This is a genomic window from Candidatus Anaeroferrophillus wilburensis (assembly GCA_016934315.1).
GTDB lineage: Bacteria > Desulfobacterota > Anaeroferrophillalia > Anaeroferrophillales > Anaeroferrophillaceae > Anaeroferrophillus > Anaeroferrophillus wilburensis.
Genome location: JAFGSY010000020.1, coordinates 24,785 through 48,295, shown reverse-complemented (window position 1 = coordinate 48,295; position 23,511 = coordinate 24,785). Strand labels below are relative to the sequence as shown.

22 protein-coding genes and 1 tRNA gene are annotated in these 23,511 nt (G+C 52.7%); 11 read left to right on the top strand and 12 right to left on the bottom strand.

Going from position 1 to position 23,511, the window contains the following annotated elements:
* Positions 1–165: 165 nt before the first annotated feature.
* The 9 genes from JXO50_04710 to obgE all read left to right on the top strand — a co-directional run bounded on the left by JXO50_04710 (position 166) and on the right by obgE (position 5,541).
* A tRNA-Sec gene (locus JXO50_04710) sits at positions 166–263 on the top strand.
* Between the two features lie 48 nt (positions 264–311).
* Positions 312–533 (top strand): twin-arginine translocase TatA/TatE family subunit, encoded by a 222-nt coding sequence (locus JXO50_04705; protein MBN2332391.1) that lies wholly within the window; start codon positions 312–314, stop codon positions 531–533.
* A 6-nt stretch (positions 534–539) separates the two neighbouring features.
* On the top strand, positions 540–1,067 hold the full coding sequence (gene folK, locus JXO50_04700; protein ID MBN2332390.1) for a 2-amino-4-hydroxy-6-hydroxymethyldihydropteridine diphosphokinase: 528 nt from the start codon (positions 540–542) through the stop codon (positions 1,065–1,067).
* Positions 1,068–1,083: 16 nt separating this feature from the next.
* Entirely contained in the window at positions 1,084–1,731 is a 648-nt protein-coding gene (gene fsa, locus JXO50_04695; protein MBN2332389.1) for a fructose-6-phosphate aldolase, read from the top strand.
* Positions 1,732–1,769: 38 nt separating this feature from the next.
* Positions 1,770–2,498, top strand: coding sequence for a tol-pal system protein YbgF (ybgF, locus tag JXO50_04690; protein ID MBN2332388.1), 729 nt, complete (start codon positions 1,770–1,772; stop codon positions 2,496–2,498).
* 41 nt (positions 2,499–2,539) lie between these two features.
* Positions 2,540–3,595 carry a LysM peptidoglycan-binding domain-containing protein gene (locus JXO50_04685; GenBank protein MBN2332387.1) on the top strand — a complete coding sequence of 352 codons (1,056 nt, stop codon included), beginning with the start codon at positions 2,540–2,542 and terminating at the stop codon, positions 3,593–3,595.
* A 178-nt stretch (positions 3,596–3,773) separates the two neighbouring features.
* A complete protein-coding gene (rplU, locus tag JXO50_04680; protein MBN2332386.1) occupies positions 3,774–4,085 on the top strand; it encodes a 50S ribosomal protein L21 in 312 nt (103 codons plus the stop codon).
* Positions 4,086–4,122: 37 nt separating this feature from the next.
* Positions 4,123–4,389 (top strand): 50S ribosomal protein L27, encoded by a 267-nt coding sequence (gene rpmA / locus JXO50_04675; protein MBN2332385.1) that lies wholly within the window; start codon positions 4,123–4,125, stop codon positions 4,387–4,389.
* Between the two features lie 78 nt (positions 4,390–4,467).
* On the top strand, positions 4,468–5,541 hold the full coding sequence (obgE, locus tag JXO50_04670) for a GTPase ObgE (GenBank protein MBN2332384.1): 1,074 nt from the start codon (positions 4,468–4,470) through the stop codon (positions 5,539–5,541).
* Here the strand turns inward: obgE and JXO50_04665 are convergent.
* The 7 genes from JXO50_04665 to def all read right to left on the bottom strand — a co-directional run bounded on the left by JXO50_04665 (position 5,525) and on the right by def (position 14,216).
* Positions 5,525–6,508, bottom strand: a complete 984-nt coding sequence (locus JXO50_04665; protein ID MBN2332383.1) for a peptidylprolyl isomerase — start codon at positions 6,506–6,508, stop codon at positions 5,525–5,527. The genes obgE and JXO50_04665 overlap by 17 nt on opposite strands.
* Positions 6,508–7,398 (bottom strand): peptidyl-prolyl cis-trans isomerase, encoded by an 891-nt coding sequence (locus JXO50_04660; GenBank protein ID MBN2332382.1) that lies wholly within the window; start codon positions 7,396–7,398, stop codon positions 6,508–6,510. Before JXO50_04660 ends, JXO50_04665 begins: the two co-directional genes overlap by 1 nt.
* Positions 7,399–7,549: 151 nt before the next feature.
* A complete protein-coding gene (locus JXO50_04655; GenBank protein ID MBN2332381.1) occupies positions 7,550–8,413 on the bottom strand; it encodes a peptidylprolyl isomerase in 864 nt (287 codons plus the stop codon).
* A gap of 70 nt (positions 8,414–8,483) precedes the next feature.
* Positions 8,484–11,978, bottom strand: coding sequence for a transcription-repair coupling factor (mfd, locus tag JXO50_04650; GenBank protein MBN2332380.1), 3,495 nt, complete (start codon positions 11,976–11,978; stop codon positions 8,484–8,486).
* A gap of 10 nt (positions 11,979–11,988) precedes the next feature.
* Entirely contained in the window at positions 11,989–12,756 is a 768-nt protein-coding gene (locus JXO50_04645; GenBank protein MBN2332379.1) for a DUF116 domain-containing protein, read from the bottom strand.
* A gap of 6 nt (positions 12,757–12,762) precedes the next feature.
* Entirely contained in the window at positions 12,763–13,713 is a 951-nt protein-coding gene (locus JXO50_04640) for a methionyl-tRNA formyltransferase (protein ID MBN2332378.1), read from the bottom strand.
* Positions 13,713–14,216: a peptide deformylase gene (gene def, locus JXO50_04635; GenBank protein MBN2332377.1), complete on the bottom strand. Its 504-nt coding sequence runs from the start codon at positions 14,214–14,216 to the stop codon at positions 13,713–13,715. The genes JXO50_04640 and def overlap by 1 nt, the downstream gene beginning before the upstream one ends.
* Before the next feature lie 497 nt (positions 14,217–14,713).
* On the opposite strand from def, the gene htpG reads away from it, so the two are divergent.
* Entirely contained in the window at positions 14,714–16,651 is a 1,938-nt protein-coding gene (gene htpG, locus JXO50_04630; protein ID MBN2332376.1) for a molecular chaperone HtpG, read from the top strand.
* A gap of 64 nt (positions 16,652–16,715) precedes the next feature.
* On the opposite strand, the gene JXO50_04625 is transcribed toward htpG, so the two are convergent.
* The 3 genes from JXO50_04625 to JXO50_04615 are packed head-to-tail and all read right to left on the bottom strand — an operon-like array spanning position 16,716 to position 20,039.
* Positions 16,716–17,423: a leucyl/phenylalanyl-tRNA--protein transferase gene (locus tag JXO50_04625; protein MBN2332375.1), complete on the bottom strand. Its 708-nt coding sequence runs from the start codon at positions 17,421–17,423 to the stop codon at positions 16,716–16,718.
* Between the two features lie 41 nt (positions 17,424–17,464).
* Positions 17,465–19,720, bottom strand: a complete 2,256-nt coding sequence (gene clpA, locus JXO50_04620) for an ATP-dependent Clp protease ATP-binding subunit ClpA (GenBank protein ID MBN2332374.1) — start codon at positions 19,718–19,720, stop codon at positions 17,465–17,467.
* A gap of 4 nt (positions 19,721–19,724) precedes the next feature.
* Positions 19,725–20,039 (bottom strand): ATP-dependent Clp protease adaptor ClpS, encoded by a 315-nt coding sequence (locus tag JXO50_04615; protein MBN2332373.1) that lies wholly within the window; start codon positions 20,037–20,039, stop codon positions 19,725–19,727.
* A 254-nt stretch (positions 20,040–20,293) separates the two neighbouring features.
* Here JXO50_04615 and JXO50_04610 point away from each other — a divergent pair, with 254 nt between their 5' ends.
* The gene (locus JXO50_04610; GenBank protein MBN2332372.1) at positions 20,294–21,583 is read left to right on the top strand and encodes an MltA domain-containing protein; all 1,290 of its coding nucleotides are present in this window, start codon (positions 20,294–20,296) and stop codon (positions 21,581–21,583) included.
* Between the two features lie 98 nt (positions 21,584–21,681).
* Here JXO50_04610 and glyQ read toward each other — a convergent pair whose 3' ends face one another.
* Together glyQ and recO are read right to left on the bottom strand one after the other, a co-directional pair.
* Complete coding sequence (glyQ, locus tag JXO50_04605; GenBank protein MBN2332371.1) at positions 21,682–22,554, bottom strand: glycine--tRNA ligase subunit alpha; 873 nt, start codon at positions 22,552–22,554, stop codon at positions 21,682–21,684.
* 101 nt (positions 22,555–22,655) lie between these two features.
* Entirely contained in the window at positions 22,656–23,504 is an 849-nt protein-coding gene (recO, locus tag JXO50_04600; protein MBN2332370.1) for a DNA repair protein RecO, read from the bottom strand.
* Positions 23,505–23,511: the final 7 nt, after the last annotated feature.

The window sequence follows — 23,511 nt, the reverse complement described above, 5'->3', positions numbered from 1 at the left end:
AAAGAGATGTAATTGCAAATAGAATTTAGCAATGCTATTGGTTTTTTCAATTGTTTATATCTATGGAATTGCCATCTAAATACTGATGATCGGCAGTAGCGCAATTCCCTGGATATTATTGACTTGCCTGAGAAATGCTGTTATACGACCAGAGCAGGAAGTGGAGGAAGTGTCTCCGTCACTGGTGGGCGGCCTGGACTTCAAATCCAGTGTTTCTGGCTAGTACCCAGGAAGGTGGGTTCGATTCCCATACACTTCCGCCAGTTTGCTGATTTTTCGAACTGGCTCACCAAATGAAGAGGAGTTGCCCTATGTTTGGTATAGGCATGCCTGAGCTGATCATTATCCTGGTTATTATCCTGATCATTTTCGGGACCGGTAAACTGCCGGAAATCGGCGGCGCCCTGGGCAAAGGGATCCGCAATTTCAGAAAAGCGTCGCATGAAAAACCGGAAGAGATTGATGTGACGCCGGAGAACGGCAGCGGATCAACGGATGCCCGGAAAGAGTCCGATTCGGCCGGCAACGGGTAGTGTGCATTGTCTGTTTACATTGGTTTTGGCACCAACCTTGGTGATCGCCTGGGATATATTAAACAGGCATTGGAGCAGATTGCGGCGCTTCCCGAAACCAGAATAATCCAGGTTTCTTCCATTTACGAAACGGCCCCGGTGGGATTTGCGGATCAGGGAAACTTCCTCAACGGTGTCTGTCGTCTCGCAACGTCCCTATCCCCTGATGCTCTCCTGCAAGCACTCCTCGCGATCGAAGATCATTTAGGCCGGGTTCGTACCGTTCGCTGGGGACCGAGAACCATTGATCTTGATATCCTTTTCTATGGGGATCTGATTATCAGGCAGAGTAAATTAACGATTCCCCATCCGGCGATTGCCGACCGTGGTTTTGTCCTGTATCCTTTACAGGAAATTGCTGCGTCATTCATCCATCCTGAACTCGGAGAGAGTATTGCCTCCCTGGTTTGCCATTTCCAGCAGCGGCACCAGGGGGAAGTTCCACCGGTTGTCGTGTTGCAGAAAGTAATCCTGAATACTGTGTCTTGCGGATAAATTATGGAGGAGATGTATGGAATTTTTTATTGATACTGCCAACTTGGAAGAGATCAGACAGGCTAGTGACTATGGTCTGGTTGATGGGGTGACCACCAATCCATCCCTGGTTGCCAAGGAGGGCGGAGATTTTATCGCGATGCTCGCTGAGATCAGTGCCCTGGTTTCCGGGCCGGTCAGTGCTGAGGTCATTTCCCTTAAGGCCGATGAAATGGTGGCTGAAGCAGAAAAACTGGTCGTGCTTGGTGACAATATTGTAATTAAGATTCCCATGACTGCAGAAGGGCTAAAGGCGGTAAAGATTCTTGCCGATAGGGGCATAAAGACCAATGTTACCTTGATTTTTTCCCCTCTTCAGGCGTTGCTGGCTGCCAAGGCCGGGGCTACCTATGTCAGTCCTTTTGTTGGTCGGCTGGATGATATTGCCGCTGACGGCATGGAACTGGTGCAGCAGATAGCTCTGATTTTTGATAATTACGGCTACCAGACCAAAATTATTGTGGCCAGCATTCGCCACCCCCAGCATGTGCTGGCGGCAGCTGAAATGGGGGCCGACGTGGCAACCATACCGTTCAAAGTGATGATGCAGTTGGCCAAACATCCGCTGACCGATATTGGCATTGAGAAGTTTCTGGCTGATTGGGAGAATGCCTCTTCCCGCTAGCCTGGTCGCATGACTTGTTTCTGGTGAGGTTGAAAAAGATGCAACGTTTTCTGGTTGTTATTGTCTGTGGCTTTCTCTGTTTGTGTGTTTCCTGCAAGGTTCCCCTTGATGAACGTCAGGAGGTACAGAATTTGCAAAGTAAGGTGAGCCAGCTGGAGCAGCAGCTTCAGGATCTGGAGGTGAAGCGGGAGGCGTTGCAAGCCGAACTGCAGGATCTGCGGCTTAAGGTCAATGGTATCCGTGATCTGACTTTAAAGAACAGTCAACGCCTGACATCAGTACCGGCTGCAGCCGTTGCCGAAAAGCAGGTCAAGAAATCCATGCCGGCAGCAAAGCCAGCCGCCGCCGCAAAAATGGAGCCGACGATTGCGGGAGAAGGGCAAACATCTTCCGGGACGACAGCGGAGATGACCTACCAGCAGGCATTTCAATACTATAAAAACGACAATTTTGAAAAATCCATTGAGATGTTCCAAGCTTTCATGCGTTCCTATCCTCAGCATGAAATGGCTGGCAATGCCCTTTACTGGTTGGGGGAAAACTACTACTCATTATCGGGGTTTGCCCAGGCGATAACAGAGTTTAAACGCTTGGTGCAGGATTATCCCGACAGCAAGAAGGTGCCGGGAAGTCTCCTGAAAATCGGCATGTCATTTCAGATGATCGGCATTAACCATAAGGCCAAAGAGTATTTTCAACAAGTGGTTGAAAAATATCCGGACAGCAACAGTGCCGCGATCGCCATTGATAAGTTGAAGGAATTATAGCTCCAAGGCCTGCCGGCAGTGTCAATCGAAGGGAGTTGACGATGAAACGTACCGCCATGCTACTGTTCAGTGTTTTCCTGCTTATGCTGCTTTTTCTGGGTGTTGGGACTGCTAAGGCTGATGATGCCCTGGATGGCGTTGTTACCCAGGCACTCAAATCCGGGAAAAGTGAGGTGTATGTCATCAAAAAGGGTGATACCCTGTGGGATTTGTCAGAACGCTTCTACCTGACCCCCTGGCAATGGCCGACCTTGTGGGGAGCCAACCCCTACATCCTTGATCCCCACTGGATCTACCCGGGCAACAAACTCAACGTCTTTCCCCGGCCCGGCAAAGAAAAGGCGGCAAAACCTGCGGCAGACTCAGCGGCATCCGCTGCCCCACAGCCCTCACCGGCAGAGGAGGGGACGGTCAGTATTCCCCAGAAAAATAATTTTTGTCCGATTCTCTTTGCCGCCATGGCTGATGACTTCCCCCAGGTCAAGGGGGGAGAGGGGATGAATGACTTGTTGATTATTGGTGACCGTTTTTTCTTCGATGACCCCTCCAACTCTTTCAATTCGGGTGAGTTGGTGAAAGTTATCCATTACGTTGATGAAATTTCCCATCGTGGTAAACCTTATCATTTATACCAGGAAGTGGCCGTTGCCAGAATCAGAGGTGCCCGCGAGAAATATGCCTGGCAGGGGGAGCTGCTTGCCGGCAAAGCCCAGGTGGTTCCCGGTGACCGGCTTATTCCTTTCCAGACCTATCCGGCAAGCATAAAGATTCAGCCCGGGCAAACAACCGTGGCAGCTACGGTGCTGGCCATTGATAAAGGACGCCGGCTGGCCGACTCCGGTTCATTTATTGTTATCGATCAGGGTGAGAGCGGCGGAGTGAAAATTGGCGAGGTCTATGCTGCTTATGACCGGGAGAATGCTTTCTGGCGTAATCCGACAACCAAGGTCTACGGGGATAAATATGCTGATATCATCGTCACCCGGGTTTTCCCTGATTACGCTGTTGCTCTGGTTGCCAATTTAAATCTGCCTTTTACTGCTGGGGTTGTCCTGCAGGGGGAAAAGGCAGATTTTCCCTTTCGTCTTGCCCATTAGAGAGGGATAAAATTTCTTGACATCTGCAACGTAATACCATATATACCAGTTCCCCTGTTGGAGGGGCATCCGAAAAATTATGGGTGAGGGGGAAAATCGTTATCCCCGGCTGCGTCGTGATGGGCTGTCAGAGTGTGACCATGCCCCTTTGCAGTGACATTAAAGGAGAGGGTATCTCATGTATGCCGTAGTTAAAACTGGCGGAAAGCAGTACCGTGTGATTCCTGGCCAGATTATCCAGGTGGAAAAACTTGAGGGAAATACCGGTGACACGGTTGAATTTCCCGAGGTGCTGGCCGTTGAAAAAGACGGTGCGTTGACCGTCGGCAATCCTGTTCTCGACAGTGCCAGGGTTGTCGGTGAAATTGTTGACCAGAAGCGGGCCAAGAAAATTCTGGTGTTTAAATCGAAGCGGCGGAAGGGCTATCGTAAGATGCGCGGCCATCGTCAGTATGTGACCGATGTGAAAATCGGAGAAATAACCGTATAACTTGACCTATTCTCTGTAGGGGTAGAGGAGAGAGATAATGGCACATAAAAAGGGCGGTGGCAGTACCAGTAATGGTCGCGACAGTGTCAGTAAGCGCCTGGGTGTAAAGCGTTTTGCCGGCCAGCAGGTTTCGGCGGGCAGTATCCTTGTGCGGCAGCGGGGAACCAAGATTCATCCCGGATCCAATGTGGGGCGTGGCAAGGACGATACCCTGTTCGCTCTGGCTGACGGAGTTGTTGCCTTTGAACGTTTGGATAAAAAGCGGAAGAAAGTAAGCGTTTTTCCTGTTGAGGCGATTGCCTGATGGTTGAGCAGGGAAGATAGTGTGGCTGGATAGTTAATGATGAGCCCCTGCCGGGGCTCATTTTTTTTGGGATGCATGATGAGATTTATTGATGAGGTAACCATTGAGGTCCAGGCTGGCGATGGCGGCAACGGCTGCGTCAGCTTCCGCCGGGAAAAATTTGTTCCCAGGGGAGGTCCTGATGGTGGCAACGGCGGCAAGGGAGGTGATGTTTTCCTGGTCGGTGATCCCCAGAAAGGTTCGCTGTTGGACCTGGTTTATCAGCGTCATTATCGAGTGGCAAAGGGAGGTAACGGTGCCGGAAAGCGACGAGATGGTGCTGCCAGTCCGAACCTGGAGATTATGGTGCCCTTGGGGACAGAGGTATGGGAGCTTGGTGCTGATCCGCAGGAGCAGGTGTTATGCGGTGAGGTGATGGCGCCGGGGCAACGGTTGCAGGTAGCCAGTGGCGGTCGTGGCGGCAAGGGGAATACTCACTTCAGTTCCTCGACGATGCGTACCCCCCGTTTTGCCCAGCCGGGAGAGGCAGGTGAAGAGAAAAAGCTCCGACTGATTTTAAAGGTGATTGCCCAGGTAGGTTTGGTGGGCTTGCCGAATGCCGGCAAATCAACACTCATTTCGGTTCTGTCGGCGGCCAAACCAAAAGTTGCCGACTATCCCTTTACGACCTTGAATCCTAACTTGGGGATTATGTCAGGGAGTGATTATCGCAACGTTGTTATCGCCGATATCCCCGGGCTGATTGAAAATGCTCACCAGGGCAGCGGCCTGGGTATCCGGTTTTTGAAGCATGTAGAGCGAACCCAGGTTCTGGTTCATCTGCTGTCGGTCAGGAACCGAGATGATGCCGGGTTGCTGGCGGATGATTTTACTACCGTGATGGCGGAACTGGCTGCATATCAGCCCCAGCTGGTTGAACGGGTAAAACTGGTGGTGCTGGCGCAGATTGATACGTTGTCCGACGACCGGCTTACCCAGTTGATGGAGAGTTTGGCTCCCCTATTGACCGGTAACGGCGCCCGGCAGCTGCTGGCCGTTTCATCGTTTACCCATACGGGGATTGAAACGTTGAAAGAAACCTTGGAAACGTTGGTCAGCAGCGGTGAAGCAGCTGCCACCGAGCCTAAAAGGATTGTCAGTTTTTATAGCTGATGGGAACTTCCTGGCGAAGCTTTACCAGCATTTCTTCCAGTTCAGCCTGGACTTTCTTGCCAAAAAGGATGTTTTTAATTTTATTTTCCAGCTCAGGATCCAGACCACCAGCCTCTTCCTGGCCATTGGAACGCTGCAATACCATGATCAGGTGGCTGCCATAGTCTGTCTTGATAGTGTGACTCATCTCGTTGAGCGGTAACTTGCCAAAAGCAACGGCTTCAATCTCCGGCAGCAGACTCCCCTTGTTGAAAGTCCCCAGACGGCCGCCTTTTTTGGCCGCCGGGCCGACGGAAAATTCTTCGGCCAGAGCGAAGAATGATTCTCCTGCTGCCAGTCGACTTCTTATTTCAGTAATTTTCCTTTCGAGCTGTGCCTTGCCAGCCGGAGAATCCTCTTCCAGGAGAAGAATCTGAGCCAGGGTGACGTAATCTTTTACGGTGGGCAATAAATTGTTCTCCTTAGCGTAGCGATAGATCTCCTGTTCGGGCAGGATAATATGGGACTTGATTTCCTGGTTGATAAACTTGGTTTGCAGAAGATCTTTGGCGAGTTTCAGCCGGTAATTTTCAAAAGTCATACCCTGCAGTTGCAACGCCTGTTTTAAAGCTGCCAAATCCATGTTGTTCTGCTGCATCACCCGGTCGATGGTATGTTGCAGTTCTTCGTCACTCACCTCAATACCGCTTTTTTTAGCTTTGTATGCCAGCAGCAGCTCATCAACCAGTTTTTGCAGGTGTCGTTTCTGCTCCTCCTGCTGTTTGCCGGAAGGAAAGGTGGCAAACTGCTGTTTGCCGAATTCCAGGTTTACGGCCTGTTGCAGATCATGGCTGGTGATTACCTGATCGCCGACGACCACCAGCAGGCGGTCGACAACCTGAGCCCGGACAACTGCTGCCGGTAGGCCGGTGCCCAAAAGAATGAGTGCTGGAAAAATCCAGAGAAGCAGTTTTTTTCTTGGTGCCATCAGTTGGTTCCTTGGTGATTGATTGTTACATGATAACGGTTCCGGCTGGCTTTCAGCCAGTTTTCATAGTGCAGCCGTAGTTTCAATGCGTAAAGGGTGTCTTTGACCCGGTTTTCCACCGTTGCAAAGGGGAGCGGCCCGGCCGGCAGACTCTGGTCCACGCGCAGCAAATGGTAGCCATATGGCGTATGGATGACCGGGCTGATGGCCCCGGCTCGCAGGCGGGGGATAATTGCGGCAATTTCCGGCAGAAAATCATCAAGGGTCATGGGTTGCAGTTGGCCTTTTCGTTCCGCTTCTTCACCCTGAGAATACTGGCTGGCGGCGTCTTCCATGGATAGCCGACCAGCCTCAATCTCTTCCTTCAGTTCCCAAGCACGGTGCTCGTCGGCAAGCAGAATATGGGTGACCTGATAACGCTTCTGAAGCGTAAACTCCTTCTCGTGGCTGTGGTAATAGTCGAGCGTTTCCTGATGGGAAGGATAACTGACCTCTTTCCCCAGGGCGATCATTGTTTTATGCGCCAGTTCCCCCTGCTCCTCTTCCCCAGTATCGAGACCGCGCTGCTTTCCTTCCAAGGCCAGCAAGGTCTCATCGATGATCTGGTCAAGCAGAAAGGCTTCCAACGCAGCAGCGTCTGCCGGATCCCGGGAGGTGGTGTGGGGGTAATCAGCTTGGTAATCCTGGAGCCGTTTCTCCAGTTCAGTTTGCATGATGCGTTGATCGCCAACGGTGGCGACAACATGGTCACGGCTGTTGCAAGCGCTGCCAATCAGAAGCAGCAGGGAGATCAGCAGCCACTTATAGCGGGAAAGGTGAGGAAAGATCATCGCCGGATAAACGAAAATTCTCTCTGCAGCTGGATTGCCATTATTTATTGATGAGCTCATCGATTAACGGGCTGACAATTCGTCCGGATCCCCGTTCATGTCAGCTGGTCATTCATCGGCCGTCTGGATACGACATTGCTACTGATTCATTAGTTCCGGTGTTTGTCCGGGGACCTGACACTGCGGGGTCCAACGGATAAAAGACCAGTGGCTACTTGTTGTCCTGCAACCGTTCAGGAAACATTTTCACATTGTGCTGTTTTTTCAACGCGGCAACGTAGTTGGCAAAATATTCATTTTTCCGTTCGGCCCGCATTTTTTCAGTGAGCGCTTCCTTGACATCATCGAAGGATTGCTGGGCTGCTGCCTTTTTTTCATCTACCAGGATGATATGATAGCCAAACTGGGTCTTCACCACCGGGCTTATCTCTCCCGGCTCCAGTGAAAAGGCGGCATCGGAAAACTCTTTGACCATCTGATCGCTGGTGAAGAATCCCAGATCACCACCTCGAGCCTTACTGGGGCAGGTGGAATGGGCTTTTGCCAGGCTGGAAAAATCCTCCCCCTGTTGCAGATGAGAAAGAATGGTTTCCGCTTCCTCCCGGTTGGCCACCAGAATGTGTCGGGCTTTGACCTGCTGCGGTTGCTGAAACTGATTGAGATGTTGCTCATAGTAAGTGTGCAGCTCATCACTGCTGATTTCCTGGACTTTTTTATTGACCTCTTGGTCGAGCAGATAAGCAACCACCAGTTTTTTGCTGAAATCTTCAATTTTTTCCCGGATCAAATCCTTTTCCAGCAGCTTTTGCTGTAGCCCTTCCTGGTAGATGACGTACTGGGTAACCAGGGTATCCAGGAATTCCTTTTTGATTGCCGGATCGGTTGCCATCTGCTGATACTGCGGAGGCAACTTGGCCAGTTCCTGATCAAAATCGGCAAGGGTTATCTGTTCGCTGCCAATGGTGGCCAGAATCTGTTCGGCGCCTTCTTCAGCCAACAGGGGGGCTGGCAGCATGAAAACCATGGTCAAAAAAATGAAACCCACGATGGCCCAATGTCTTAAGGTGGAGTGCATAATCACTATTCTCCTGTGCATGCGGTGCATGCGCTGTGTAAATTGCCGTAAAATCAAAAATTCTAGCAGGTTAAAAGATTTTTTGCAACAGGTTTCGGGTCCAGGGAAGGAGCTCCCTGCCTTCGATCTGCTGTTTTACCAGCAGCCCGTCATCAGGGATAAGCTGATAGGTTGTTGCTGCCTCGCTAATCAAGGCCATGATCGCTGCTGTTTCAGGCGGGCGGTCGGGCCCGAAGTGAATAGCAACCCGACTTTTGCCCACTTCAAAAAAGCGGATGCTATAGTCCATGAGCAGCAGTTTTAACCTTCTCTGGTTAAGCAGCTCCTGCACCGCATCCGGCAGTGGACCGAAGCGATCCATAAGCTCATCTTCGAGAAGGTATAATGACTGTTCATCGGTACACAGGGAAATCCGCTTGTAAGTTTGCAGCCGCACGGCAACATCGGCAATGTAAGGGGCTGGCAAATAGGCCGGTATATTGATATGGACCTCCGGTTCAACCCTTTTTTCTCGCAGCTGACCCTGCCGCTCTTCAACCGCCTCGGTCAGGAGCTCCTGGTAGAGCTCATAGCCGATAGCGGCAATGTGACCCGACTGTTTTTTCCCCAGAAGATTCCCGGCTCCACGAATTTCAAGATCCTGCATGGCAATGCGAAATCCTGCTCCCAGTTCACTGGCTTCAGCAAGAGCCGTCAGCCGGCGGCGGGCATCCTGAGGCAATTGATCCAGAGCTGGGACCAGTAGGTAGGCATAGGCTTTTTTCTGTGCTCTGCCAACCCGGCCGCGCAGCTGATAGAGCTGAGCCAGGCCGAACGCATTGGCTTTGTTGATGATAATTGTATTGGCGTTGGGAATATCAAGCCCGGATTCGATAATCGTCGTGCAGAGAAGCAGATCGAAACGGTGACTGGCGAAGGCAACCATGACCTTTTCCAGTTCAGCCGCCGGCATCTGACCGTGGGCAACCGTCAGAGAGATGCTGGGCAGCAGGCTCCTGAGGTGATTGGCCATTGCTTCAATAGTCTGGACTGAATTGTGGACAAAAAAGACCTGGCCACCACGTCCCACCTCCTTGGCAACTGCTTCCTTGACAAGGTCATCATCGTAGGCGGCGACATAGGTGCGGACTGCCAGTCGATCCCGGGGGGCGGTGGTAATGCTGCTCATGGTCCGCATGCCGCTTAAAGACATCTGCAGCGTACGGGGAATAGGCGTTGCACTCATGGCCAGCACGTCGATATTTTTTTTCAGCGAGGTCAGTTTTTCCTTATGACGGACACCGAACTTGTGCTCCTCGTCCAAGACCAGCAGCCCGAGATCCTTGAAGATGATATCTTTTTGCAGTAGCCGGTGGGTGCCGATTACCACATCAACCGTTCCCCGGCGCAGTCCGGCGACAATCTCCTTTTGCTGTTGTGGGCTTCTGAAACGACTGAGCATTTCAACGACAAGAGGATAGGCGGCAAAACGTTCCTTGAAGGTGAGGTAATGCTGCTGTGCCAGAATGGTGGTGGGTACCAGAATCGCGGCCTGCTTGCCGTTGGTGACCGCCAGAAAAACAGCCCGAATAGCGACCTCCGTTTTGCCATAACCGACGTCACCACAAATGAGGCGGTCCATGGGGCCCTCAGCCATCAGATCATCTACCACTTCAGTTATCGCCTGTTGCTGATCGGTGGTTTCCTCGTAGGGAAAGCTGGCGGCAAATTCGTCAAAAACGGCATCCGGAGCTGGATAAGCATAGCCTTTTTCCACCTGCCGGCTGGCATAAAGGTCAATAAGCTCCACCAGCAGATCATCAATTGCCTGCCGGGCTTTGCTTTTTTCCCGATCCCATTGACTGCTTCCCAGCTTGGTGAGTTTTGGTGCGTGCTCCGGGTTGCCGTGATAGGCATGGATGAGGTGAAAACGATCCACCGGAACATACACCAGGTCATCTCCCTGGTACTGCAGTACCAGATAATCATTGGTGATGCCTTCCACCTGCAGGGTTTGCAGCCCCCGGTAAATGCCGATGCCGTGATCAATATGGGTGATGTAACTGCCGGTTTCAAGTGCGGAAAAATCATCTTGAAACGGTTTTAAGGACTTTGTCCGCTGGGTTCGGGCAGCTTTTTTGATGCCGAACAAATCGGTTTCGGTAAGGATGACCAGGCGGTCATCAACCAGCCGGGATCCTTGACTGAGGGGGGCATGCACGAGGTTGATGGTGTCGGTTGCCAACGGTTGTTGCAGGATGCCGGCAATCGAGTTTATGGAGGTAAACGGAAGGTCATATTCAGCCAGCAGTTTTTTTGCCCGTTCAATTCCTGATGGGCTTTTGCCACAAAAAACAACCTGCTGCTGTTGTCTGAGCCAGCCGGCAATAATGTCTGCTGCCGGGGTGAACAACCGTTCCTGCTGGTGGGCGGCAAAACGCAGCACCGCATCCCGCAGATCCTGGTTTGACCGGCTGTCGATGGTGACAAGTTGGTCGTCATTGCCGTCAACAGGCAGGAGGTCTTCAATCATAAGCTGTCCCCGACCGGGGAAAAGCTGTCGTGGTTCCAGACAATTCAGGAGATAGCCGTCGGGTGGAAAGGCAAACTGATGTCTGGCGATGGTTTTTTCATAGGCATCGGTTAACAGCTCCCGCAGGGTAGTGAGCTTTTCCATCAGCAAATGAGGGGTGACAAAGATAGGGATGATGGTGTCAGCCAGATAACTGGTCAGGCCATGGGGAACGGGAGAGATGGCCGGCAGCAGGGTATCGATGCCGGCAAAATGCGTCCCCCGTTCGAGCTTTTCATAGGTGAGAGACAGCTCAATCCGGGGGTCATTGAGGGCAATGAACTGCTCTTTCAGGCGATTTTTAACCTTGTCGCGGTTTTTGGGGAGCAGAATTTCATGGGCTGGGGCAATATCTACCGATTCTTTTTCAATCGCCTGGCTTTTCTGGGAGACCGGGTCAAAGGGTCTGATGGATTCCAGCTCATCACCGAAAAAATCAAGCCTGAAAGGTTGCGCATAAAGCGGGGAAAAGAGGTCAATAATACTGCCCCGGACACTGAAATCTCCCGGTTCATCAACTGTCGGTACCCGGATATAACCGTTGTTTTGCAGCTGTTCGGCAAGCTGCTCACGGTCGATGCTGGCCCCCCAGTGGAGGGTGAAAAAACGATTGTAGAACGATGACGGTTCCGCCATCCGATCAATAAGCGCGGTCAGGGAGGTGAACAGCAGATAGTGCTTTTCATGCCGAAGACGGTGCAGAGCGGCAATCCGTGATTGTTCCACGGTTACCAGGGGGAGAACCTGCTGGTAGGGGAGCCGTTGCAGGGGAGGGAAGCAGATTGTTGCAGGAGGCTGTTCTGTCCCGATCATCTGCTGGTAGGTGATGACATCCCTGCTTAGAGCAAGGCTCTGCTGGTATTCTTCGCTGATGACTACCAGGGGTTGGTGCAGGTGCTTGCCCAGCAGAGCGATAAACAAGGCCAGTGCCGACCCCTGGAATCCGGCTGCCCGGTTGAGCTTGCCCGCCAGGAGACGTTCAATAATAGTGGTCAATTCGTTGGTGAAGAACATGGGGCGGAAATCAGGCTCTGGTAAACAGTAAAATTGCTTTTTCAACCTGTTGTATGGCGACGTGGGTGTTCCAGCAGGGACCATTGGGTCGCTGGTTGAGGATGCCATATACCGGCAGTGGATAAGTATCATTGATGCCGCTGGTCAGGTCACGTTCACAAGCCACGGCAATAATAATCTGCGGCCGGTAGTCTTGAACAATTTTACGGGCCAGGGTGCCACCGGTGGCTACTGCTATCTTGGTGCCATACCTTTTGGCCAGTTTCACCAGGTCCTTGATGTCACACAAGCCACATTGTTGGCAATTATCGATGTTGGTGGTTATTTTTTGCTGGCAATCAGCCTCTTGCAGGCAGTGGGGCAGCAGGATAAGGATGCGATCAGGATTGCAATGCAAACGACGGGAAAGAATGAGCTGGTTGTTGATTTCGATGAACGATTTTTTAATGGTGTCACGGGAAATTCCCAGCAACCTGCCGATGGCCATCATCATTGGCAGGAACACCTTGACCATCAATCCTCTAAGCTTTCGGCCAAAGGGCAGTTCTTTGCCCAGAATGACGGTGAGTATAAGCAGTGCCATGATGCCGGCCAGGAAAATAAACGAGAAACCCACCAGTAGCTGGGCAACGGTCGGCAGCACAGGATGCAGCTGCTGCAAACCTACCGTACCAACCCAGCCAATGATGACCACCGCAATCGACAGAGTCAGAAAGGTAATAATCAGCAGGCCGATAAAAACCCTTTTTTTTGAGGGGAGGTCAGGTGTTGTTGTCATAGGTTATTATGGTAAGGGCTGGCGGGTAAAACGGTCGCCGGTTTTCAGTGTGCTGCCCCGCAGAAATTCACCGGCTGAGCGGCGGGGACGATTTTCCGCCTGTACGCTGGTAATCTGGAGAAAGCCGCTGCCGGTAGCCAGTAAAATCCGACCATCGCCAATCAGCACGGTTCCCGGAGCCTTATGGTCGGCAGCCATGGCCGGCGGGATTTCGGCAGCAAGGATCTTGAACCGTTTTCCCTGCCAAAAGGTAAAAGTTCCTGGCCAGGGGTTGAGAGCCCGTATTTGTCGCTCCAGTTTTTCCGCATCCTGCTGCCAGTCCAGCAGGCCATCCTCCTTTTTCAGCATGGGAGCATAGGATGCCTGCGCCTCATCTTGCTGCCGAGGGGTGATGCGGCCAGCCTGCCATTGCTTCAGAGTTTCCCATAGCAGCTTGGCTCCGAGAATTCTTAACCGGTCTGTCAGGTGCGGCAGCGTTTCACTTTGTTCAACAGCAACCTTTTCCTGCAACAGGATATCGCCACGGTCAACTTGTGGCGCCAGTAACTGGGTGGTGACTCCGGTAACCGGGTCGCCATTAAGCAGGGTCCAGACCATGGGGGCTGGTCCACGATAGGCTGGCAGCAATGATGGATGCAGGTTGACAGCCGCTTGGCTGGGCACAGAGATCAGCGATGCCGGGATAATCTGGCCGTAGTCCACCGCCACCAGAAAATCAGGCGCGAAGGCGGTGCACTGTTCAATAATATCCGAACTGGTGATTTTTTCCGGAGTTATCGTTACCAGCTGCCGTTCCATGGCCAGCTGCTTGACCGGGAATGGCTGGAGATGCCGGCCGCGCCCACGACGACGGTCAGGCTGGCTGATAATCAACAGATTTTCAGGCTGGAGGTGGTCAGCAATGACTTCCAGGGAAGGGACCGCAAATGCGCCGGTGGCCGCCAGAATAATCCTCATTACTCCTGCAAGGTCCCCTTTTTAAACTTTCGGAGGAAAATATCACGTTTTAACGGGCTTATCCGGTCAATGAACAGGATGCCGTTCAAATGGTCGATTTCGTGTTGCAGAACGATGGCCAGAAAACCGGCAGCGGTAAACTCAAGTTCTTTTTCATCCAGGGTGATACCGCGAACCTGAATTTCTCCCTGGCGTTGCACCTCGGCGGTAAATCCGGGAACACTCAGGCACCCTTCTTCCACTGCTGCTGCACCTTCACCCGCGACGATTACCGGGTTGATAAGGGTGATGAGCGCTTTGCCCCGTTCCTCGCCGGCATCAACAACAATCAGCCGTTGGGAAACACCAACCTGCGGCGCTGCCAGGCCGACACCCGGAGCGGCGTACATAGTATCGACCATGGCTGCTGCCAGGTTGACGATCTGATCATCAATACTAAGGATGTCCTGGGCTTTCCTGGCCAGGATTGTCTCGGGATAGACACAGATGTTATGGAATGCCATGATGCCCACCAGCTAGGTGTCAGAACTTGCAGGTCCGCGTGGATAAAAAAATAAAAGGGCAGTTACTGCCCCACCGGTCCCTTTTTTATTTACTATAGTAAGGGAACCCTGAAAAAGTCAATGGTAATTTAGCGGCAGAAGACCCTTTCCGGTCAATCATTCCTTGACATGCCGGTTATCTTTTCGCTATTTTCCTCCCTTGTTGCCACTTCATCTTTCAGCCCTTGACATGGGGAAAATGATGATTACTTTCCCAGGATGAAGATGATTTTTCATTGAACGATGATTATGCTGTCACTTTGCCCCCGGATGGGGTGCTTGTTCCGCCACTTGGCATGACATGACACGGGATGACTCCTGGATGCCGGCCGGCGAATATGCCCTCGGTGGGTAGCCGGGGGTGGGCGGAACATGCTCAAGACAGGGTAAGAGCCTTCAATGCGGGGAAGTGGTGTTTGGAAAATTTTAGTTTGAATCACGTTGGTAAGGAGAAACAGATGACGAAGGAAACCCTGCACTTTCAGACCGAAATCCAGAAGCTGCTGGATCTGATGATTAACTCGCTCTATTCACACAAGGAAATTTTTCTCCGTGAGCTGATTTCCAATGCTTCCGATGCCCTGGACACCCTGCGCTTCAAGGGCCAGACGGAGCAGCATCTGCTGGAGGGAGGCAGTGATTTTAAAATCACGATTGAAGTGGATAAGGATGCCCGGACGTTGTCGATAAGTGACAATGGCATCGGCATGACCCATGACGAGGTGGTAGAGCATATCGGTACCATTGCCAAATCGGGTACCGGCAGTTTGCTGGCTGCCATCGCCGATAAGGAAAAGAATGCCCTGACCCCGGATTTGATCGGTCAGTTCGGGGTGGGTTTTTATTCCAGCTTCATGGTTGCCGAACGGGTTGTCCTGACTACCCGGGCTGCCGGATCCACCGCTGGCGTCAGGTGGGAATCCACCGGTGACGGTACCTACACCATTGAGGAATATGACCGTTCTGAGCGCGGAACAACGGTAACCGTTTATCTGCGTCCCATAGATGGCGATGAACAGGACTTCACCCAGGAGTGGGTGATCCGGTCGACGGTGAAAAAATACTCTGACTTTGTTACCTATCCCATCCGTATGGATATTGAGCGCCAGGAAACCCCTACTGATGAGGAAGGCAAGCCCATCGAAGGGGCTGAACCGGTGAAGAAGGTGACAACCGAAACCTTGAATTCCATGAAGCCGGTCTGGAATAAACGAAAAAGTGAAGTGACCGATGAGGAATACCAGGAGTTTTATCGTCATATCAGCCACGACTGGAGTGAACCCCTGGAAACTCTTCACGTCAATGCCGAGGGGAAAACCGAATACAATGCCCTGATGTATATTCCTTCACAGGCAGGGTTCGACCTGTTTATGCCGGAAAAAAAATCCGGCATGCAGCTGTATGTCAAGCGCGTTTTTATTATGGACAACTGCGAGGACCTGATGCCGTCCTACCTGCGTTTCATCAAGGGGGTGGTTGATTCAGCAGACTTGTCGTTGAATGTTTCCCGGGAGATCCTGCAGCATGATCGGCTGGTTGCCCTGATCAGGAAAAATCTTATCAGGAAGGTGCTGGATTCTCTGAAAAATATGCTCGAACAAGATCGGGAGAAATATCTGACGTTCTGGCAGGCATTTGGTCAGGTGCTCAAGGAGGGAATTCACTATGACTATGAGCATAAGGATGCCCTGCAGGATCTGCTACTGGTTGCCAGTACCCGGGGAGCGGAGTTGACGACCTTGAAAGAGTATGTTTCCCGGATGCCTGAAGGGCAGAAAGAGATCTATTATCTGACCGGTGAAAACCGGGAGATGCTGGCCAGTTCCCCCCATCTTGAGGCGTTGAAGCGCAAGGGGTATGAAGTTCTGCTGATGACCGACCCAGTTGACGAGTGGGTTTTGCAGACCATGACCACCTACCAGGAAAAATCCTTGAAATCGCTGGCCAAGGGAGAGGTGGCATTGTTGAGTGAAGAGGAAAAAAAGGCTTCGGAAGAACAGCTGAAGGCTGATGAAGAACACTATTCCGCGCTGCTCACCTTCCTGAAAAATGTCCTTAAAGAGCAGGTGAAAGAGGCCAAGCTGTCTTCCCGCCTCACTGACAGCCCTGCCTGCCTGGTTGCCGATGAACATGATATGAGTGCCAGCATGCAGCGACTGCTGAAAGCCGCTGGCCAGGAAGTTCCTGAAACCAAAAGGATAATGGAGATTAATCCGCAACACCCGTTGATTGCCGCCATACATGACCTCTATGTGGCCAACCCCAGTGATCCGCGTCTGGTGGAGTATGGTGATCTGCTGTTTGACCAAGCGTTGCTGGCCGAAGGTTCGCCGGTGTCAAATCCGGTGAGGTTCGCCAAACTGGTGACGAAACTGATGGTCCAGGCGGCCACCTAGGCAAGCTGTGCTTATGGTTCTTATGTGCAAGGAGGGGTGCATCGGTAGGTGCACCCCTCCTTTTTTAGGGTATTTCACCGGCGGTCGGGAAGGATGCAGTCCACAACCCTGGCCCAGTGGGGTGCCGGAAGGCTTCATGCAGCAGGGCCAGATAGCGCTGCCTGGGGATTTCCCGTGCTCCCAAGGTGGAGAGATGGGCGGTCGTAAATTGGCAGTCGATGAACAGGTAATGCCAGCTGGCAAGTGTTTCCACCAGTGCGGCCAGTGCGGTTTTGGAGGCGTTGCTGGTGTGTGAAAACATCGATTCGCCGAAAAATCCCCGGCCCAGGGAAACGCCATAGAGGCCGCCGACCAGTTCTTCTCTCTGCCAGGCCTCAATGGAGTGGGCGAAACCGGCCTTGTGAAGCCGGCAATAGGCCGACTGCATCTCCGGGGTAATCCAGGTTCCCTGCTCATGGGCGCGGGGAATGCCGGCGCAGGCTTCAACAACCTCGGCAAAAGCGGTATCGGCGCGGATGGTGTACACCTGCTGGCGGATGAGCCGGCGGAGGCGTCGTGAACAATGAAATTCATCGGGGATGATGATGGTGCGGGGATCCGGCGACCACCAGAGCAGGGGGTCACCGGCTGAATACCAGGGGAAGATTCCGCGGGCATACGCCTGCAACAGCCGCTCGGTACTCAGATCGCCGCCGATGGCCAGCAGTCCTGAGGGCTCAGCCATTTGAGGCGGGGGAAAATTCAATTCATTGGTAAGCTGGTAAACCGGCACGGCACGACGCTCCCGGATAGCTTGATGACAGGTGGCTAGCGTCAGTTCCCAGGGAAGGAGAAGGTGATGCCATCTTTGCCCCGTCGGGCCCTGACAATCCCGCCACCCTGCAGCCGGCCAAAAAGAATTTCTTCGGCCAGCGGGTCTTTGATGGTTTCCTGGATCAGCCGATCAAGGGGGCGGGCGCCGAATTTGGGATCATAACCATGCTCAGCCAGCCAGGATTTGGCAGCATCGGTAATGGAAAACTCGACCTTCTGCTTTATCAGGTGATGATCCAGTTTTGTCAGGAATTTGTCCACCACCCTGATCATGGTTTCCCGGCTCAAGGTCTTGAAGAACAGGATCTCATCAAGCCGGTTGCGAAATTCCGGTGCAAACAGCCGTTCAAGAGCTTTCCGTCCCTGGCCGTCAGCATCGGCATCCAGGTTGCTGAACCCTATGGTATTGCCGGCCATCTCCCGGGCACCGGCGTTGCTGGTCATAATCAGAACAACATGGCGAAAATCGGCCTTGTTGCCGTTGTTGTCCGTCAGAGTGGCGTAATCCATGATCTGCAACAGGATATTGAAAATATCCGGGTGTGCCTTTTCAATTTCATCAAGGAGTACAACGCTGTAGGGATGTTTGCGGACCTGTTCGGTGAGCAGCCCGCCCTGCTCAAAACCGACATAACCCGGCGGGGCGCCAATCAGCCGGGCAACGGCGTGTTTCTCCATATACTCGCTCATGTCAAAACGGATGAATTCGATCCCCTGCAAGGCTGCCAGCTGTCGGCTGATTTCCGTCTTGCCAACCCCGGTGGGGCCGGTAAAAAGAAAACAGCCGACAGGCCGATCAGGGTTGTTGAGCCCGGCCCTAGAGCGTTTCAACGCCTTGCTTAACGTGCTTATGGCCTGGTCCTGGCCGAAAATCAGCCGTTTAAGATTTCCTTCCAGATCGATCAGCTGTTCCTGTGCTTTGGTGGTTGCCTTTTGTACCGGGACTCTGGCGATCAATGAGACCACCTGTTCAATATCCGTCCTGGTTACCCGTTTGCGCTGTCGGTGGGCCGGCAGCAGGTGAATGGCCGCCGCCGCTTCATCAATGACATCAATGGCCTTATCCGGCAGATAGCGGTCGTTGATATAGTGGCTGGTCAATTCAGCTGCTGCCTCCAGGGCTGTTGCAGTGTAGGTTATCTGGTGGTGGTCCTCAAACCGTTTCTTCAGGCCCTGCAGGATGGTGATGGTTTCGCCGACTGTCGGTTCGGGCAGGTGAATCGTTTGAAATCGCCGGGAAAGAGCCCGATCCTTGGCAAAATTCAATTTGTATTCTTCATGGGTGGTGGCACCGATGCAGCGCAGTTCCCCACTGGCCAGAAAAGGCTTGAGAATATTCGAGGCATCCATGGAACTGCCGCTGGTCGCACCAGCACCGACGATAGTATGAATTTCGTCAATAAAGAGGATGACCTGTTTTCTCCGCCGCAATTCACCGATAACCCCCTTGAGCCGTTCTTCAAACTGGCCGCGGAATTTTGTTCCTGCCAGCAGAGCTCCCAAATCAAGGGCATATACCTGGTAGCCGAGGAGGGCGGCCGGTACCTTGCCGGCATGGATCTGAAGCGCCAGTCCTTCGGCCATTGCAGTTTTTCCGACACCGGGTTCGCCGACAAAAAGAGGGTTGTTTTTCTGCCGACGGCAGAGGACCTGCAGAGTCCGCTGCATCTCCTGCTGGCGGCCAATCAGGGGATCAATTCGGCCGGCAGCCGCCTCCTGCAGCAGGTTTACCGTATACTTAGCCAGAAAGCTACCTTGTTCTGCCGGTTTTTCCGCTGCCGTCTTGCTGTCCAGATCTGCCGTTTTTTCCGTTGCAGACATTTCCTCCTGTTTGATTCCGTGAGCCAGGTAGGTGAGGACGGTAAGCCGGGTAATCTCCTGCTCCTGCAGGAAATAACAGGCATGGGATTCTTTTTCTTCGAAGATTGCTGCCAGCAGGTCGCCTAGATCAGCTTCTTTTTTTTCGGCTGCCTGTACATGGAGGATGACTCGCTGGATCAGCCGTTGAAAAGCGATGGTTTCCACCGGTGGCTGTCTTTTGCCGTCCGGCAGGGTTGGCATCCTGGTGCTGAAATAGGTTTCCAGCTTTTCTTTCAGCATTTCGGGTTTGCCGCCACACTGGGAGATCAGTTCTACTCCTGTTTCGTTGTCCAGCAAGGCATAGAGCAGATGTTCGATGCACAGGTATTCATGGGAGCGGCGCTGTGCCTCCCGAAAAGCGGAAAGAATAGTGTATTCAAGATCTTTACTAAGCATGGTGCTATACCTGTTGCATGCTGCACTGCAGGGGAAATCCCTGTTCATGGGCCAGCTTGGTGACCAGTGTTACCTTGGTTTCCGCAATGCTGTGGGGATATTCACCGCAGGCACCAATACCTTGACGGTGAATCTGCAGCATTATCCGGGTGGCTTCAGCTGAATTCTTGTGAAAGATATTTTCCAGAATATCAATGACAAAATCCATTGTCGTATAATCGTCATTATGCAAAAAAACCCGAAAAAGCGGGGGTTCGTCGGTCTGTTGTCGGTCTGCAGAACGAATCTGTTCCTCAAGGTGATGCAGAGGGGGAGTCATCGCTATTTTCCCAAGCTGATCAGATAAATGGTTTCTATCTCAATGGAGCGTTGTCTTTTATCACCAATTTACCATAGTCATGCTGGTAAAATCAAGAAATCTCCCGGTTGCAATGACGGTTTGACCGGCATGTTGATTCATGGTACACACAGAGGATATCGACAGTTTTACAGAAAAGTTAAGGAGTTGCAGGTGCTTAAAGGCAGCAATAAGGTTGGCGACAACGATGATGGTGGCCAGGGCGCCGGAGGAGTATGCAACAGCTAAAACCCTGGTGTCGGTTCTGGTTTTTCCTGGCCGGCTGCCTGCTGCTTGCCGGTCTCCTGGGCATCTGGTCGCTATGGCTCAACCAGCGGTCGGCAACTGACCGGCGTTATGCCATGACCAAGATCCCTGAACAGGCCTGGCCCCATTTTGCCGATGATCTGCCGCTTGGTTCGCTACGGCAGGTTTTGGATCGCAATATTGCTTTTCTCGCTGGCCGCGACCCGGCGGAGCAGGTTTCCTTTGGTCTGCAGATATCTACCGTCGGTCGACTGCTTGCCAGCCAGCAACGGTTTCGTGAACGGATCGATCAGCCAATTTCCGCCGTCCAGTTGGATGGTTATCTGCGGGATAATTTCCAGGTCTTCGAGGCCGCTGCGGATTGGCGCCGGCAGGGAAACGTCCTGGTGACCGGCTACTATGTTCCCCATCTCCAAGGGTCCCGCCAGCCAGATGAGCGGTTTTGCTACCCTTTATACCGGCGGCCAGCCGATCTGGTGCGTATTTCCCTGAATGATTTTGATCTCTGGAGCCGTTTACAGCGAACGTCGTTGGCTATCCGCTGGCTGATGCGCCTGACCGGCCGGAAAGTGCCGCTGCCTTCCCTGGTTGGCCGGTTGACCCCGGAGCGGATTCTTGTCCCCTATTTTTCCCGGGAGGAGATAGACTATGGCCAGGCGCTGGCCGGTCATGGTTTGGAACTGGTCTGGGTTGATGACGATATTGAACGTTTTTTTCTTCATATTCAGGGATCCGGCAGGATCAGCCTGGCTGAAGGGGGAGAGCTGATGGTTGGCTACGCCGGGGCCAATGGCTGGCCATATCGCAGCATTGGTGCCTGGCTGATTCGCCAGGGGTACCTGGAACGGGAGGCGGTGACCATGCCCGCAATTCGGGCATTCCTCCTCGATCATCCGGATTTGGCGGCTGAAATTTTGACCAGTAATCCCAGTTATGTTTTTTTTCGGTCGTTGGCTGGTGCTGATGCCTTGGGGTGCTGGCAGGTACCCCTCACTGCCGGCCGTAGCATTGCCACCGACAAGAATCTTTTCCCGGCCGGCGGTTTGGCGTACCTGCTTGCTGAAAAACCGGAATTTGCCGCAGATGGTACGGTGCGCCAGTGGCAACCGGTCGGCCGGCTGGTGATCAACCAGGATACCGGCGGAGCGATTGCCGGCAATCGGCGGGTGGATCTTTTCTGTGGTTTCGGCCGGGAAGCGGCACAGGTGGCCGGGGTGATGAAACAGTCCGGGAGGCTGTTTTTCCTGGCTCCCAGGTGAGATTGTTATGGGGCACAGAACCACACTGACTCAAAAACAGGAGTTCATTATTTGCAAAACCTGTGTCCGAGTGTGTCTGTGGCTGAAAAAATGAACGGTTAGTCCTTCTTCAGCAACGGAAATCCCATCTCGTCCCGCTGCTTGAGATAGTTTTCTGCCGAAAGCTTGGCCAAGTTGCGAACCCTGCCGATATAACTGGTGCGTTCAGTAACGGAGATGGCTCCCCGGGCATCAAGCATATTAAAGGCATGGGAACATTTCAGGCAGCAGTCATAGAGCGGCAGCACCAGGTTTTTAGCCGCCAGGCGTATCCCTTCAGCTTCGAACATGTCAAACAGTCTGAGCAGCATATCCACATCTGCCTCTTCAAAATTATAGCGTGACCATTCAACCTCACCCTGGTGGTGTACCTGACCATAGGTGATGGTATCATTCCACTTCAGGTCGTAAACGTTGTCAACCCCCTGCAAATACATGGCGATGCGTTCCAACCCGTAAGTGATCTCGCCGGAAATCGGTTTCAGGTCAAAGCCCCCTACCTGCTGAAAATAGGTAAACTGGGTGATTTCCATGCCGTCCAGCCATACTTCCCAGCCCAACCCCCACGCGCCCAGGGTTGGTGATTCCCAATCATCTTCAACAAAACGGATGTCATGGGCCAGAGGGTCGATGCCCAGCGCTTTCAGGCTGTCCAGGTAGAGATCCTGGATGTCAATGGGGGAAGGCTTCAGGATTACCTGATATTGGTAGTAATGCTGCAGCCGGTTGGGGTTTTCACCGTAGCGGCCGTCGGTCGGCCGTCGGGAAGGTTCCACATAGGCGACGTTGTACGGCTCAGGTCCTAATGACCGCAAAAAGGTTGCCGGGTTAAAGGTGCCAGCCCCCACTTCCAGGTCGTAGGGTTGTTGCAGTATGCAGCCTTTGGCGGCCCAATATTTTTCCAGGTTGAGAATAACATCTTGAAAATTCATCTTTGCTCTCCATGGTTGTCCGGTAGTGTTGTTACTTTTTTTAACCGGACTGTTTCAGGGGCGACATCGCCAGATGCCGCTGCCGGGTTATGGGCAGCTTTTTATCTTCCTGTAATGCAGTTTTTTGGTTTTTGCAAGTGCTTCAGCTTTTCGTTGGTTGCCGATGGGGGTCTGACCGCCTGGCATTCCTGTGCCAGCGGATCTGCACGATCAACATATTTAAGACTTTTGAATTGCCGACCGGTATGCCAGTGGAGCAGCGTGCGGCACAGGCGGGCGGTTTCCTCCATAACCTGGGGTGTGAAATTCAATTTTTTTCGCAACGTTCGGTCAACCTCAAGAGACTTATTGAGGATGGCAATGGTGCCGCGGCTGATGGGAAATGCTCCAGGATGCCGGTGCCGGCAGGTGTTGCATAACAGGCCGCCGGCTCCAGGATCGAAAAATGGCTGCGCAGGGGCAGCCAGGCCGCAGTCAAGACATTGGTGCAGTGAGGGGGCAAAACCAAGCAGAGCAACGATCTGCAACTCAAACAGCCGAATTTGACAGGCAAAATTGCGGTTTGCCGGGGTGTTTAAAAAATCAAACAACTCGTGCAAAAGAATAAAAATATCCCGGTTAGCCTGCTGTTCAGGACAGCAGCGGTTAACGATTTCGAGAAAATAGCAGCCAGCAAAGAAGGTGGCTTGCTGGTGTTGGATAGCCCGATAGGGGTTCAGCAGCTCACATTCATCAAGCCGCACCAAGGTCTGATTTGGTTTGGCGAAGCCGTTGAAGCGAATATTTGAGAAGAGCTCCAACCGTCCGGAAAAGCGTTTGCGGCTTCGTTTTGCCCCTTTGCCGATGGCGGTTATCCTGCCCTGCCCCAGGGTGAAAAGGGTGATGAGGAGATCGCTTTCGCCATACGGTGTTTTATGGATAATAAAAGCCTGGTCGCTGATAGTCGGCATAGGGTTT